This is a genomic window from Bhargavaea massiliensis, from assembly GCF_018390575.1.
In the GTDB taxonomy this organism is placed as follows: Bacteria; Bacillota; Bacilli; order Bacillales_A; family Planococcaceae; genus Bhargavaea; species Bhargavaea massiliensis.
The window spans coordinates 243613-258154 of sequence record NZ_JAHBCJ010000003.1; the positions used below are offsets into that span (position 1 = coordinate 243613).

Annotated in this window: 11 protein-coding genes; 9 read left to right on the forward strand and 2 right to left on the reverse strand. The window is 53.4% G+C overall.

Annotated elements, in window-relative coordinates; translation table 11 throughout:
* The first annotated feature begins 99 nt into the window (after positions 1-99).
* The 6 genes from KHA84_RS06065 to KHA84_RS06090 all read left to right on the forward strand — a co-directional run bounded on the left by KHA84_RS06065 (position 100) and on the right by KHA84_RS06090 (position 6237).
* Positions 100-1422 (forward strand): MFS transporter, encoded by a 1323-nt coding sequence (locus tag KHA84_RS06065; RefSeq protein WP_213422635.1) that lies wholly within the window; start codon positions 100-102, stop codon positions 1420-1422.
* The gene (locus tag KHA84_RS06070) at positions 1423-2817 is read left to right on the forward strand and encodes an amidase (protein ID WP_213422636.1); all 1395 of its coding nucleotides are present in this window, start codon (positions 1423-1425) and stop codon (positions 2815-2817) included.
* A 715-nt stretch (positions 2818-3532) separates the two neighbouring features.
* On the forward strand, positions 3533-4528 hold the full coding sequence (locus KHA84_RS06075; protein WP_213422637.1) for a DUF1672 family protein: 996 nt from the start codon (positions 3533-3535) through the stop codon (positions 4526-4528).
* A gap of 188 nt (positions 4529-4716) precedes the next feature.
* Complete coding sequence (locus tag KHA84_RS06080; RefSeq protein WP_213422638.1) at positions 4717-5148, forward strand: hypothetical protein; 432 nt, start codon at positions 4717-4719, stop codon at positions 5146-5148.
* Between the two features lie 153 nt (positions 5149-5301).
* Positions 5302-5841: a DUF1643 domain-containing protein gene (locus tag KHA84_RS06085; RefSeq protein ID WP_213422639.1), complete on the forward strand. Its 540-nt coding sequence runs from the start codon at positions 5302-5304 to the stop codon at positions 5839-5841.
* Between the two features lie 6 nt (positions 5842-5847).
* Positions 5848-6237, forward strand: coding sequence for a hypothetical protein (locus KHA84_RS06090; RefSeq protein ID WP_213422640.1), 390 nt, complete (start codon positions 5848-5850; stop codon positions 6235-6237).
* Positions 6238-6327: 90 nt separating this feature from the next.
* Here KHA84_RS06090 and KHA84_RS06095 read toward each other — a convergent pair whose 3' ends face one another.
* Entirely contained in the window at positions 6328-7563 is a 1236-nt protein-coding gene (locus tag KHA84_RS06095; protein ID WP_213422641.1) for a metal-dependent hydrolase family protein, read from the reverse strand.
* 15 nt (positions 7564-7578) lie between these two features.
* Positions 7579-8751: a hypothetical protein gene (locus KHA84_RS06100; RefSeq protein WP_213422642.1), complete on the reverse strand. Its 1173-nt coding sequence runs from the start codon at positions 8749-8751 to the stop codon at positions 7579-7581.
* Between the two features lie 709 nt (positions 8752-9460).
* On the opposite strand from KHA84_RS06100, the gene KHA84_RS06105 reads away from it, so the two are divergent.
* From KHA84_RS06105 to KHA84_RS06115, 3 genes are read left to right on the forward strand one after another with little or no spacing between them, the layout of a single operon-like run.
* Positions 9461-11104, forward strand: a complete 1644-nt coding sequence (locus tag KHA84_RS06105; RefSeq protein WP_213422643.1) for a serine hydrolase domain-containing protein — start codon at positions 9461-9463, stop codon at positions 11102-11104.
* Between the two features lie 16 nt (positions 11105-11120).
* Positions 11121-13220 carry a glycoside hydrolase family 3 protein gene (locus tag KHA84_RS06110; RefSeq protein ID WP_213422644.1) on the forward strand — a complete coding sequence of 700 codons (2100 nt, stop codon included), beginning with the start codon at positions 11121-11123 and terminating at the stop codon, positions 13218-13220.
* Positions 13221-13233: 13 nt separating this feature from the next.
* Positions 13234-14493 carry an exo-beta-N-acetylmuramidase NamZ family protein gene (locus KHA84_RS06115; RefSeq protein WP_213422645.1) on the forward strand — a complete coding sequence of 420 codons (1260 nt, stop codon included), beginning with the start codon at positions 13234-13236 and terminating at the stop codon, positions 14491-14493.
* Positions 14494-14542: the final 49 nt, after the last annotated feature.

Here is a 14542-nt window from a genome sequence, read left to right on the forward strand (position 1 = left end):
TGAATGTTATAACTAATGAGAATTGATGAAGGGGGGCACTAAAACCTGTAAGCGTTTGCTGTATAGGGGTGAAAAAGAAGGAGAAAGTGGGGGAATTTCATGTTGAAAAAGAATTATCGCTATCAGATCATGCTGATGATGGTGATCATGGTCATTATCAACTATATCGACCGGGGGGCCATTTCTTACGCCCAGGCTGATATCATCAGTGAATACGGATTTGATCCGATTTCTTGGGGTGCGGTATTAGGGTATTTCGGATTTGGTTACTTGTTCGGTTCTCTGATCGGGGGAATACTGGCCGATAGGAAGGGACCCAAATTTGTATGGATCATGATTGGGATCGGTTGGTCCTTTTTTGTCATCGCTACCGCCTTTGCGGGAGATCTCGGTCTCGCGCTATTCGGGGGCTCGGCACTGACCGGATTTGCCCTGATCCGAATTCTATTTGGTTTTGCCGAGGGGCCGACCTTCTCGACCATCAATAAAACAAACGCCAACTGGGCAACACCAAAAGAACGCGGTTTTGCAGTTTCCATGGGCCTTCTCGGAACACCACTCGGGGCCTTGCTGACGGCGCCGGTGGCAGTCGCCCTGTTGTCCGTGACAAGTTGGAAGACGATGTTTATTATCCTTGGGGGTCTCGGGATTATCTGGGTCATCGTTTGGTCGAAGATGTTTACCGACCTGCCTGAGCAGAACCCGAACGTCTCGAAGGAAGAGCTTGAGAAAATCAGATCAACCCAAGATTTGTTGCCGAATGAGAAAGTGGTCAACCCGAAAGATGACTCGGTCCGCTGGTATCATTTCTTCCAAAACCCGACGTTGATCTTTAATGCGTTTGGATACTTTGCATTCCAGTACATCAACTTCTTGCTTCTGACATGGACACCGAAGTATCTGCAGGATCAATTTGGATTCCAATTGTCTTCGCTTTGGTACCTTGGGATGATTCCATGGATCGGTGCCTGCTTCACGGTTCTGCTGGGCGGCAAGATTTCGGACTATCTGCGCATGAAGACCGGCAGTCTTCGGATTGCACGCTCCGGCCTTGCGGTTGTCTCCCTAATGCTAACAGCGATCTGTTTCGTGATGATTCCGACGGCGGACACCATTGTGGGCGTCATGGTGCTGATGTGTATCGGTAATGCTTTCAACTCGCTGCCTAACTCGGTTTATTGGTCTGTCATCATCGACACGGAACCGAGCCGTGCAGGGACATTTGGCGGAATCACACACTTCATCACCAATACGGCCACCATAATCGCACCTATCTTGACCGGATTCCTCGTAGTAAGTTACGGCTATTCAGCGATGTTCACTGCGGCAGCCATTGCGGCGGGTATCGGGATGCTCTGCATGCTCTTCGTCAAGCCGGGCCAGCGTCCCCGCAAAGGTCAACTAGAGAAGGCGATGGTGTAAATGACAGTAACCGCATTGACAGTCAAAATGAAAAGCGGAAGTGTGACTTCCGCCGAACTTGTGAGTACATCTTTAGAGACAATCCATGAGATGCAGCCGATTTACAATGCCTTTATTACGGTGGATGCCGAAGGCGCCAAAAAGGCTGCAGCGCAACTGGACAAGGAACTGAGTTTAGGACATATTCGGGGCCCCCTTCATGGAATTCCAATCGCGGTCAAAGATTTGATCAACACAAAAGATATCCGGACAACGATGGGGTCCAAGCTTTACGAAAATCATCTCCCTGACGCTGATGCCACTGTCGTAACCCGGTTGAAAGAAGCCGGTGCCGTCATCCTGGGGAAAACGAACACCCATGAATTTGCCTACGGGCCAATCGGTGACCGCTCTTACTTCGGTGCATGCAGAAATCCGTATAATCCGGAGAAAATTGCAGGCGGCTCCAGCAGCGGATCAGGTTCGGCGGTGGGGGCAGGAATGGTACCCGCTGCAATAGGTACAGATACCGGCGGCTCAATCCGGATTCCGGCATCGGCATGCGGCGTGGTCGGCATGAAACCGACATTTGGGCTGGTCAGTAAATCCGGTTCGTTCCCGCTTGCCTATACCCTCGACCATGTAGGACCGATGACTGGAAGCGTGAGTGACAATGCCCTGATCCTTTCCGTGATTGCAGGTCACGATTCTGCTGATCCTTATTCATTAAACCAAGAGAACAGGGACTACACGGAGAAAATCGGAGACGGCCTCGCCGGTAAAACGATCGGTGTACCGGACTGGTATTTCGTAAATGTGGACGCCGAAGTCCGGAAAGCCGTCGAACAGTCGTTGGATCTATTTGAAGAGATGGGGGCCAGCGTGCAGCCCGTTCAGATGCCGATTCTGCAAGAGATTTCAAAATTTCAGGTGATCACCATCCAGGCAGAAGCTGCGGCCGTTCATCAGCAGACCTTAAAGCATAAGGGAAGCGTGGATGAAGAAGTGTATGAGCGCATCGTGGCAAGCGGAACAGTAAAAGGGTTTGAGTATGTGGAATCTCAAATCAAGCGTGAGGGTATCATCCGTGAGTACAACAAAGTATTTGAGAAAGTTGACGTGCTGGTCACTCCGACACTCCCTGTCCTTCCGACAGATATTGGACAGCGTGAGGTGCGGATTGGAGAATTCAAAGAGACGGTGAGAAGTGCGCTATTGCGTCTCACTTCACCGACCAACTATACCGGGAACCCATCCCTATCTTTGCCATGTGCCCTGTCGGAGAGTGGCCTTCCTATCGGCCTCCAGCTAATCGGCAAACACGGAACTGAAGCGGAGTTGTACCAATTCGCCTATGCACTTGAGCAGAAAGTTGATTTCAGGAACTTGGTCAGCCAATCTAACCAATTGACCTAAGAGAGTGAAAACAGTTACGGCACGGCCTCCAATCGCTAACTGCGAGCAGGGTCCGTGCCGTCTGCATTCTCGTCATTCGGCACCGGAATTTCGTCATTCATCTGGCCTTCAATCCCTCCAATAACGCCCCGAACACCATCCGCTGCTCATCCACCAGCGGAATCCTCCCGCGATTCAGGCTCCAGTTGTACAGCACCCCGCGCATTCCATGTATCAATACCGTCACGATGTCATGCGCTGTATAGCTGGCCTTGAATTTTCCCTTTTCAATGCCTTCCTGGCACAGGGTGAACAAAATATCGTAGAGCGGCCGGTCCGGGTCGAGGAAGTATGAGGAGCGCTCAGTAAACGCTGAACGGCAAGAAGCTCGAAGTCCCGATCCGGAAGCTTCTGCTTGGATTTGACCCCGAAAAGGTGATCAATCCAGACTCTATGAGTAACCCGGATTCGTATCCGTTCTTTATGGAGTTGGCGGGGGAGTTGGAGGAGAAGAGTGCAGAGACGCTGTTTGGATAAGGAAAAGCTGTCTCTAAATCGAAGACCATCTGGAGGGGGAGACTCTCCGGACGGTCTTTGCGTTTGGGATAGGAGTAGTTACCTTGGATGAGTGGTTAATAGATTGACTGATTACATTCTTTGGGAATGATATAGTTGAAGGACTACTTCACTTGTTCGATAGGTAAGTATCCGCGTTAGTCCGACAGGAGGTTCAACTTTGGGGATCAATAAAAGGTTTCTGGCCGGGCTGGTTGGTGCCTCCTTGGTTATTGGCGGGTGCAGCCACTTTGCATCTGGAAAAGACGAAGTTGTTGAAGATGCGGATTTAAGGTCCGGCCAGGAAGCAGGCGGAGGAGAACAAGACGTGACATCTTCAAATACAAACAACGATAAACAGAATGCCTATGAAAAAGAAAACTTCGTGAGGGTACAGGATTATACGGGCGAGGGCTACGAATTACGGAATGCCAATCAAGAGATTGAAAAGGCGGCAAGGGCTGCATCCGAACAAATTGAAAACGCAGTTTCCGCTCTCTTTATGAAAAAATACAAAACGGAAATAACCGTTACGAACATTGTCGGTGCAGGGGATGCTGCAACTGTTTATGTAGAATCGGTGGCGGACCCGCATTTCTATACATATGCCATCGTTCCTTATGACTCTTCAACTGGGACAATGAGAACGGATGACGTTTGGACCCAGGAAGGTCAAGTGGAAGTTGCACTCTATGGTTGGCTTTATGCAAAAGCATACCCGGAGCAATTCACAAAACTGAATCAATCTCTTGAAGGGTTTGTTAACTCTAATCCTGTGACCGGTTTGACTGCTGAAGCCGTTGCAAAGGTAAAGGGGAGCGGCTTTTCAAATGTTTATTATCTCGTCAGCCCCTTCGGACCGGCTTTTGAAGATGCATTGCAACTCTATTTGAAAAATCCGCAAGTGTCTGGAGAGCAAATTCGGCAAGAATTAGAAGAAACAGGTTATGATGACAAGCACGTATCATTTGGTATTACCTTGTATATGGAAGAAGAAGCGGCACCGGATCCGGATATAATCGATTCGCTTTCATCAGGGATCAATGAATTAACCGGAATTCCTATTGGTGCATACTCGCTGAATCTTAACGATAATTATATCGACAAGCGTAGGGCCAGCGGCAACAAAGAAAATAGTATAGATCTCACTTGGCCGAATGAAATTATTAAAGAATGACATGGGCAGTAGTTATAAGAAAAGGGGACAAGACGACACCAGATGCAGGCATCGGTGACGTCTTTATATTGGTGACGTGAATTCACTCCCAGCATAAGCATGTAGCACACTTAACCTTCCAGAAATGCATATGGTAAAATAAAGGGAGAAGGAACTTTCTGAATTTACTGCGGACGGGGGGAGCTAAAGTGAGGCAGGTGACATTAAACAGCGGGGATCCTGTTCATATCCTTGAAGCCGGCCAGATTCATGAGAAAAAGGTGTATCGGGTATTGAATAGCCGGCAGATTCTGACTAGGGACGCTTCTGAATTCCGTGCATGGACGTATGGGGAAACGTTCTTTCTAGACCGTGAAACGGCGGTCAGGTATCTGAAAGAGAAGCGGATGCAGGGGATGAAAGTGATTTTGTTGGAGCGTGAAATCAGCAAGTTGGAGGATGAGGTAAACCGCCTGCGCTGGGCTGAGCGGAAAAGGAGAAAGCAAGCGATTGCTGCTATGCAGCGAAAGGCCGAAAAGCCCAAGGTCCCGATTCCCCAGCCCGCCGGCTATAAGAAAGCCAGTACGTGTGACGCCTGCGGTATGCCAATCAGCAGCACCGGGCATTGCGGGTGCTGTTAAGAAAGCTAACCAATAGTTCATGGATGAAAGATATCCGTTCTCATCAGATCAGAAACTCCATCATATACCTTAGAGAAGCAGCTATACACGCTGCTTCTTTTTAAATAGTAGAAACCAAATGGTGAGAATCAATAAACCTGAGGGGGCACGGGGATGGTCATCTGGAGAGAAGAGAATGTCCGGATCGAGTCCGGGCTTTGGTTGAATGAGGAACATGTGTTGGTGATGTTCGATCACACGGACAGGCACCGCTACCGGTTAAGCGTAACTTGGGAGACAGGTAAGCCGGAGTGTCTGTTTGTGATGCTGAATCCGAGCACGGGGGATGCGGGAAAGCCCGATCAGACGCTGCATCAGTGTATGAATATCGCCAAGCACCAAGGTTGTGGGTCACTTGAGGTCGTCAACCTTTATTCGTTCAGGACGAAAAGTCCTGAAGTTCTCTTTGATTCGGATGAACGCCATCATCATCCCCCAAATGACCGCCATCTGGCTGATGCGATTGGAAACGCCCGGCAAGTGATCGTGGCATGGGGGCGGCATGGCGGAAAAGAAGGCCGGGATGAGGTGGTCCTCAAGATGATCCGTGAAGCCGGAAAAACACTGTACTGCCTGGGGACGACAATCAGCGGAATGCCCCGTCACCCGCTCTTCTTGCGATCCGATACGCCGCCTGTTGAATACACACGCTGACCGGCCATGAGGCGCAATCCGATTTTCCGGCTTCTGATGCAGATCGGACGGGTGACGGAGCAGCTTTCCCGCAGGAACCGCCGGCACCCCCGCAGTGAAATGGGCGAGTGGGTGAACCAAGGGGACGACTGGGAAGAAGACTGGGTCTGGGTCGACAGTGACAAGGCGAAGTGGCTCTATCGAATCTGCTATCTAAACATCTATAGGCGAAAAGATGGCTATGACTTGATCGTCTCTTGGAAGCAGGACGCCGCCGCCGATCATGTCCAGGAAACGACCTACCAGCACGTCGATCATGCCATCTCCGTCTGGTCGAAGTATTACAGGTCCAAAGGTAAAGTCACTGTGATCCGGGAAGTGGAAGATGAGGAGTGGGAAGGGGAGGCGTGGTTGTGAGTGGGGCATCCCAATAAAAAGCAGACAGAGCGAATTCCTTCGCCTTGTCTGCAGCCGGACGCGCATCTCCCAAGAGGTGTGCGTGATTTTTTATTGTTCTTTCACCAATTCTCCATCTTTAAGGACAGCCAGAATGTTGTCCGGGTCGGAAAGAGAATGGATATCCTCGAGCGGATTGCCCTTCACGATGACCACATCTGCGAGCTTTCCTTCTTCCAGCGTGCCCACTTTGTCTTCCCAGCCCATGCATTCCGCAGCAGTCTTTGTGGAAGCGACGATGGCATCCATCGGGGTCATGCCGCTTTCGACCATGAGGCTGAGTTCGCGAAGGTTGGTGCCGTGGCGGAATACGCCGGCGTCGGTGCCCATCGCGATGTTCACGCCGGCCTCGTAGGCTTTCGTGAAGCTTGCTTTATGGTGTTCGATGACTTCAGCCGCTTGCTCGACAGCCGATTGCGGCATGCCGACTTCTTCTGCGGTTTCCAGGACGGAAACAGGCGCAAGGAGGGTCGGCACCAGATACGTGCCGTTTTCTTTCATCAGTTCGATGGCTTCGTCATCCAGGAAAATGCCGTGTTCAATGGAATGGACGCCCGCGCGGACCGCGTTCTTGATGCCTTCCGCACCCTGTGCATGGGCCATTACTTTAATGCCTTTGCGGAACTGGGCTTCTTCTACGATTGCAGAGAGTTCCCCGAACGAGTATTGGGTGAACTCGGGATGGTCGGTCGGGCTGAGGACGCCGCCCGTGGCGTGTACCTTGATGACTTCGGCACCGGCGCGCAGCATTTCACGGGTTTTCTTCCTGACTTCATCCACGCCGTCCGCAATTCCGTTCGGCATGCCGCGGTAGCCGGAAGGGGAGATGTCGAACACGTCCCCGTTCAGCTGCATGCCGTCGCCGTGGCCGCCGGTGATGGTGAGGGCGTTGATGCTGACCTGGATGCGCGGTCCCTGGATCAGCCCGTCTTCGATGGCGCGCTTGACGCCGAGGTCGGTTCCGAGTGCATCGCGCACTGAGGTTACGCCTGCATCGAGTGTTTTCTTCATGTACGCCATTGCCTGATAGAACATGTAGCTGAACGGCGTCGTCAGCCGTTGTTGGAGCGGCGCGTATTCAAACATCATATGGACATGCGTGTCGATGAATCCGGGCAGGACGGTGTTGCCGCCCGCATCGATCACGGTTTCGTCACCGGTTTTCGTAAAGCCCGAAGCGTCCCCGATGTAGTCGATTTTGTTGTTTTTCACGACGACGATGCCCTGACGCGGCTCGCTGCCTGTACCGTCGATGAGTCGTCCGTTTTCGATGATGGTTGTAGTCATTAAGAATTCCTCCAATTATATGAATGAAACGAGCACGCCCGCGATAAAGACCGAGGCGACGGTGACCGTCGTAAATCCGCCGATCAGCATCGGGGTCAGCAATTCGTTGAAGATGAGTTTTTCTTCATCTTTTGTCCGGGCTGTGCTTCGTGCGACTTCCTCACACAGCAGGTAATCGCCCGGGAAGCCGAACAGTGCTGTAAGGGCAACCGGCATCCCTTTTAGCGGATCCCATTTGACGAGTTTCGCCCCTACATATCCGCCGATCGCGATGCCGGCCGTTCCGAGGATGATGATTGCGGCAACTGCCGGAAGCTGCGTCATGACTTCCTGAGGGGAGACACCCGCCATGGAACCGATGACGACGAACATGATGCCGACCAATGTCAGTGTGAACGAGTTCGCCTTCACGAGGGACTCTTGCTCGAGGAAGCCGATCTTTGCGCCGATGATACCGAATACGAGGCACCAGATGCTGTAATTGATCGGTGTAACGGAGCCGAGGACGACGCCGAGGGCACCGACAACAAATACGAGAAACAGCCGAATCGTCATGCTGGAGCGCACCGGCCCGAGTTTCCTCGTTTCCGTCAGTTCTTCGGCAAGTTCGGCGTTCATCGGCTTAAAGGTGCCATCGTCAATCTTGCCGAGCAGCCTCTTGGCATAGGCGCGCATAAAGTTAAGGGCGAGTGGCATGCCGAGCAGACCCTGGAATGCAACGATCAGTGCAGGGATCAGGGCAACCGTTCCGAGATCCAGTTCCTTCAGTTTTTCGGTCGTGATGATCATCGCCACGATGCCTCCGCTGATCGGGCCCATGCCCGCGACAGCCGTCTCGAAATTAAAGACAAACGGAATGATGGCGAAAATCAGGATACCCGCAACAACCACGCCGGACAGCGCGATGACGACCGCGCGGTACTGCTCCCGGAGCACCTTCATCGGGATGAGCGTCCCCATATGGACAATGGCCGGACCGATCAGGATGGCCCCGAGCGCTGCGAACTGAGAGCTTTCCAGAATATTTTCAGGGAAGATGCCCGTCCAGCTGAGGATCATAAAGCCAACCATGGCGGTCAGCAGCATCGGCACACGGGCGCGTGACACGATTGAGAGCCATTCGCCGAACGCGATCAGTGCAAAAACGAGCACAGTGGCAACAAGAGGAGAATGTATGATTTCTGACATAAAAAGCCTTCCTTCCAAGCTGATTCATTGCGCCAGCCAAGTTAGCTAAAGCAATGAACTGATTCTACAGAAAATAAGGAAGAATAGTCAATGGAATTTTTAGAAATATATCGGATTTTGTATTTTGATTAAAAATATTTATAGTGAAAAGCTTTGCAGACCAAGGAGTTGAAAGGGTGGCAAAGATTTCAGTGGGGAAATAAAGATTTTTTATGCGTTTTTGATGGAGGCGCTTTCAATGATTTGTTGTGACAATGGCTGCCGATTTTGGAGACTTGAGAATGGCGCTGTATATGTATTTGGTGACGCCTATCTGATTTAAATGAAGAGAGATTGATTTCGTCACTCGACCATTCAATTTTGTCATTCCGCGGAAAAGTTACGCCATTCAATTCCCGGCAATGGGTGAATGACGAAACCGGGAGGCCGAACGACAAAACTGCGGTCATGAATGACGAAATTACGATCCTGAATGATGAAACCGGGACAACGAATGTTCCTACGCTCCATGGCTTGTTGCGTGATCCGTAAAGGTCAGTGGTTTGAAAATCCATTCCCTCAAAATGAATAAAAAGAACCGGTGCCATCGCCCCGACTTTAGGAAATCGCTTTCCCATTCAAGTACTTCCGTATGATAGGCACGTTTTGGCAACTCCGATAAACTTGTTAGAAAGTACTGATAATTTAGAAGGAGAGAAGGGGAGAGAGCATGCTGAATGTAACGAAGAAAGCCGGGGTGGCGGCAGTGCTGGCGGGAACGATGGCGCTCGGTACCGTCTTTGCAGTGCCAGTTGAGGCAGGCGGGGGAGCGGAGAACAAGCAGTGGGACCGGCCGGGGCCGATGTCGCCGGTTCTGCATCCGGGTTCCGTGAAGGGGGCGGGTATGGTCCAGACGCCGCTGGATTCGATTGATGGGGCAATCGGGCAAAGCATGGCGGACCGGACTTTCCCGGGAGCGGTGGTTTTCGTGGCAAGGAACGGCCATGTCGTGAAGCATGAGGCATATGGGCATTCGGCGCTTTACACCGATGATCAGTTCACGGAGATGGACGAGCCTGTCGCGATGACGGAGGAGACGATTTTTGACCTGGCTTCCATCAGCAAGATCTTCACGACGACCGCTGCAATGAAACTGTATGAGCAGGGTCTTTTCTCGCTGGATGATCCGGTTGCCGATTACATCCCGGAGTTTGCTGACAACGGCAAGGAGAATGTGACGATCCGCCAGTTGATGACGCATACGTCCGGATTCACGGCTTGGGTGCCTCTGTATAGCCAAGGCAAAAGCCGGGAGGACCGCTTAGATATCGCACACCGTTATCCGCTCGCCAATCCTCCTGGGACCAAGTACACGTATAGCGACCTGAATATGATCACCCTCGGTTCCCTGGTGGAGCGGCTTTCCGGCAAGCGGCTTGACCAGTTTATCCAGGATGAAATCACAGGGCCGCTCGGCATGAAGGATACGATGTACAATCCGCCGGCTTCCCTAAAGAACCGGATTGCCGCGACCGAATACCAGCCGGCACTCGGCCGGGGCATCGTGTGGGGCAGTGTCCATGATGAAAATGCCTGGTCGCTGGACGGTGTGGCAGGGCATGCGGGCGTGTTCTCGACGGCGCCGGATCTCGCCAAGTTCGCGCATATGTTCCTGAACGATGGCCGGTACGGCGGCAAGCGGATCCTGAAGCCAGAAACGGTCCGCCTGCTTGAGGAAAACCAGATTCCGGGGTTCCCGGGCAATGACCACGGGCTCGGATGGGAGCTGAACCAAGGCTGGTACATGGACGCACTGGCTGATTCGGGGACTGCAGGACATACCGGCTACACCGGTACGAGCATCGCCGTCAGCAAGAAAAACCAGACGGTCGCCATCCTGCTGACGAACCGGGTCCATCCTTCCAGGAACACGATTTCCCTGAACACGATCCGGCGGACGGTCGCGCGTCATGTGGCGGACGCCATTCCGGCGCCGGTCCCGAAACATGAAGAGATGTGGTTCTCGGGTTACGGGGACCGGCTTGACCGGACAATGACGTTTGAGCTGAACGGAGAGGCAACAGCGCTTTCGTTTGATTCCTGGCACCGACTGGAGAACAGATCAGACTATGGCCGGGTGGAGGTTTCGGCAGACGGGGTGAACTGGACGGAACTCGCGGCTCTGACCGGAAACGGCGGGGATCTGGAACGGGTGACGGCGGACCTGCCGGAAGGGACCGAGTTTGTCCGCTTCCGCTATGACACCGACGCATCCGTGAACGGCCGGGGCTGGTATGTCGGAAACGTAATGGCAGATGGGGAGTCTGTCGAGCCTGCAGGAGATACCGGCGGCTGGGCTTTGAGAGACTATTAAAAGGGAGGAATGAGGAATGCCGAGTATGCGGAAGGTGTTGCTGTTGCCGTTTCTGATCGCGGTGCTGATTGTGACGCCGATCATTTCGGGGGCAAGTGCTGCGGAAGGGCCGGAGGTCAAAGATCTGGTGATTCTCCAGAATGTGCCGGAGATCGACCATGAAGCCGAAAACGGGGAGCTGCAGCTGACGGCGCTCCATGTGTATCAGGACGGACATTTCAAGAAGTCTGCTGACCAGACATGGTCGTCTTCCAATGACACCGTTGCGGCAGTAGATGCGGCAGGAAAGGTGACGGTTACCGGAAAGCCGGGGAAAACATGGATCAGCGTGACGGACGGAACGTATTCCGACCGGATTGCCATCCAGGCAAAGCCCGATCCGGATGCAAGAGAGTCTAAAGGCAAGCCGCCTGTAAACGTGACGGTCGTGAAGGAAGAAGGCGACCGCTACAATATCGTGGACAACGCCATCAGCCAGATGACGATGGAAGAAAAGGTCGGGCAGATGCTCATGCCGGACTTCCGCAATTGGAAAGGGAAAAACGTGACGGAAATGCTTCCTGAGATCGAGCGTCTCGTGAAGGACTACCATATCGGCGGCGTCATTTTGTTCCGTGAAAACGTCGTGACGACCGAACAGACGACCCGTCTTGCGGACGCCTACCAGGCAGCCTCCGAAAAGTATGGGATGTTCCTGACGATTGACCAGGAGGGCGGCATCGTGACGCGCCTTCAGTCGGGGACCGACATGCCGGGCAATATGGCGCTCGGGGCAACCCGTTCCGAGAAACTGGCTTATGACACCGGCCGTGTAATCGGTGAAGAGCTGGCTTCACTCGGCATCAACTTCGACTTGGCACCTGTACTCGACGTCAACAATAACCCGGACAACCCGGTGATCGGCGTCCGCTCGTTCGGGGAAGACCCGGAGCTGGTCGCAAGCCTTGGCACGGCCTATGTAAAGGGGCTCCAGGATACCGGAACGGCGGCAACGGCCAAGCACTTCCCGGGACACGGGGACACAGCGGTCGACTCCCACCTCGGCCTGCCGGAAGTGCCGCATGACAAAGAGCGGCTGATGGAAGTCGAGCTGTACCCGTTCCAGCGGGCGATGGATGAAGGCATCGACGCCATCATGACGGCGCATGTCACCTTCCCGAAAATCGATGATACAAAAGTGATCTCCAAGAAAGACGGCTCAGAAATCCATGTCCCGGCCACCCTTTCGCACAAAGTATTGACCGGGCTCATGAGAGAAGAAATGGGGTATGACGGGCTCATCATCACGGACGCCCTGAACATGCAGGCGATCGCCGACCATTTCGGTCCGGTCGATGCGGTCATCAAGGCGATCCAGGCGGGAACTGACATCGTCCTCATGCCGGTCGGTCTGGAAACCGTCGCGGAAGGCGTGTACGGCGCGGTCCGTTCGGGAGACATTTCCGAAGAACGCATCGAAGCGTCCGTCAAACGCATCCTGACGCTGAAGCTTGAGCGCGGCATCCTCAAGGAAGAAAGTCCGAAGCCGATTGACGAAAAGATCGCGAATGCCCTTGAAGTGGTCGGTTCCGACGAGCATAAGGCTGTTGAACGGGAAGTGGCGGAGCGGTCCGTAACGCTCGTGAAAAACCAAGACATCCTGCCGCTTGCTCCAAACGCGGATGACCAGATTATCGTTGTTGGCAATACGTATATTGATGATCTGTACAACGCAGTGAAGGCCAAGCATGCCAATACGGTGCTGATTAAGGCGAGCGCACCTTTGACTGAGGCACAGCTGGATCAGGTGAGGGAAGCGAAGGCAGTCATCGCAGGAACGGTCACATCCACCGTCTCCCAGCGCTCCGCGACAAGCGCTCAGATGCGGATGGTCAACCAGCTGATCGCGGAAACCGAAACGCCGGTGATCGGTGTCGGCATCCGGAATCCGTACGACATCATGGCTTACCCGAATACGGATGCTTACCTTGCACAGTACAGCTTCCGGACCGCGAGCTTCAAGGCAACGGCTGCCATCCTGTTCGGCGAAGTGGCACCTAGCGGGACGTTGCCGATCACGATTCCGGGCGCTGAAGGCGGCGTCTTGTACGGATTCGGCCATGGCCTGACTTACTGAGGAGGGAAATCCATTGAAAAAACGACTGATCGTCCTGCTGACGGCTCTGCTCGTTTTGTCTACACTGACGGTCGCATTCGCCGACCATGACAAGGGCAACGGCAAGTCCCAGGATCACAACAAGCACCGGAAAGGGAATGAAATCGCCCTCGGGGTAGATGTGTTGCTGGATGAGCAAAAGCATTTAATAGAAGGAAAGCGTGTCGGACTCATTACGAATCCGACTGGCGTTGACAAGGACCTGAACAGCATTGTCGACCTGCTCCACAATGACCCGGAAGTCGAGCTGACTGCGCTGTATGGCCCTGAGCACGGTGTCCGCGGCGACGCGCAGGCGGGCCAGTATGTGGATTACTACATCGACGAAGTGACCGGCCTTCCGGTCTACAGCCTGTACGGCAAGACGCGCAAGCCGACACCGGAGATGCTCGAGAATGTCGATGTCCTCGTCTTCGACATCCAGGACGTCGGCACCCGCTTCTACACGTACATCTACACAATGGCACTCGCGATGGAAGCGGCTGAAGAAAAGGGCATTCCGTTTATCGTCCTCGATCGTCCGAACCCGCTCGGCGGGGAGAAAGTCGAAGGGCCGGTGCTGGATCCGAAATTCGCTTCATTCGTCGGACAGTATACCATCCCGCTCCGCCACGGCATGACTGTCGGCGAGCTCGCCAAACTGTTTAATGCGGAATTCGGCATCGATGCAGACCTGACCGTCGTGGAAATGAAGAAATGGAAACGCAAAATGTACTTCGATGAAACCGGACTTCCATTCGTCCTGCCGTCCCCGAATATGCCGACACTGGACACGGCGATCGCCTATCCGGGCACCGCACTGATTGAAGGAACGAATGTCTCCGAAGGCAGGGGCACGACCAAACCGTTTGAACTGATCGGCGCACCGTTTATCAACAGCACCGAACTCGCTGCCGAACTGAACGCACTGGAACTCCCGGGCGTCAGCTTCCGCGCGGCGTCCTTCACGCCGATGTTCTCCAAGCACTCCGGCAAACTGTCCCACGGCATCCAGGTCCACATCACGGACCGTAACGACTACCAGCCGGTCGAAACCGGACTCCACATCGTCAAGACGATCCACGACCTATATCCGGAAGACGTCACGCTCACCAACTTCTTCGACAACCTGATCGGAAACGGCTGGATCCGCGAAGGCATCGAGAACGGCATGACCGTTGAAGAAATGAAAGCGGAATGGGAAGAGGAGCTGGAGGCGTTCAAGAAGGTGAGGAAGAACTACTTGCTGTACTGAAATTAAATGACATAGAAAAAGGGATTGGCGCGCCGGCGCCAATCCCTTT

Coding starts and splice junctions, on each gene's coding strand:
- KHA84_RS06065 (WP_213422635.1), top strand. CDS start 100: ATGTTGAAAAAGAATTATCGCTATCAGATCATGCTGATGATGGTGATC.
- KHA84_RS06070 (WP_213422636.1), top strand. CDS start 1,423: ATGACAGTAACCGCATTGACAGTCAAAATGAAAAGCGGAAGTGTGACT.
- KHA84_RS06085 (WP_213422639.1), top strand. CDS start 5,302: ATGGTCATCTGGAGAGAAGAGAATGTCCGGATCGAGTCCGGGCTTTGG.
- KHA84_RS06090 (WP_213422640.1), top strand. CDS start 5,848: ATGAGGCGCAATCCGATTTTCCGGCTTCTGATGCAGATCGGACGGGTG.
- KHA84_RS06095 (WP_213422641.1), bottom strand. CDS start 7,563: ATGACTACAACCATCATCGAAAACGGACGACTCATCGACGGTACAGGC.
- KHA84_RS06100 (WP_213422642.1), bottom strand. CDS start 8,751: ATGTCAGAAATCATACATTCTCCTCTTGTTGCCACTGTGCTCGTTTTT.
- KHA84_RS06105 (WP_213422643.1), top strand. CDS start 9,461: ATGCTGAATGTAACGAAGAAAGCCGGGGTGGCGGCAGTGCTGGCGGGA.
- KHA84_RS06110 (WP_213422644.1), top strand. CDS start 11,121: ATGCCGAGTATGCGGAAGGTGTTGCTGTTGCCGTTTCTGATCGCGGTG.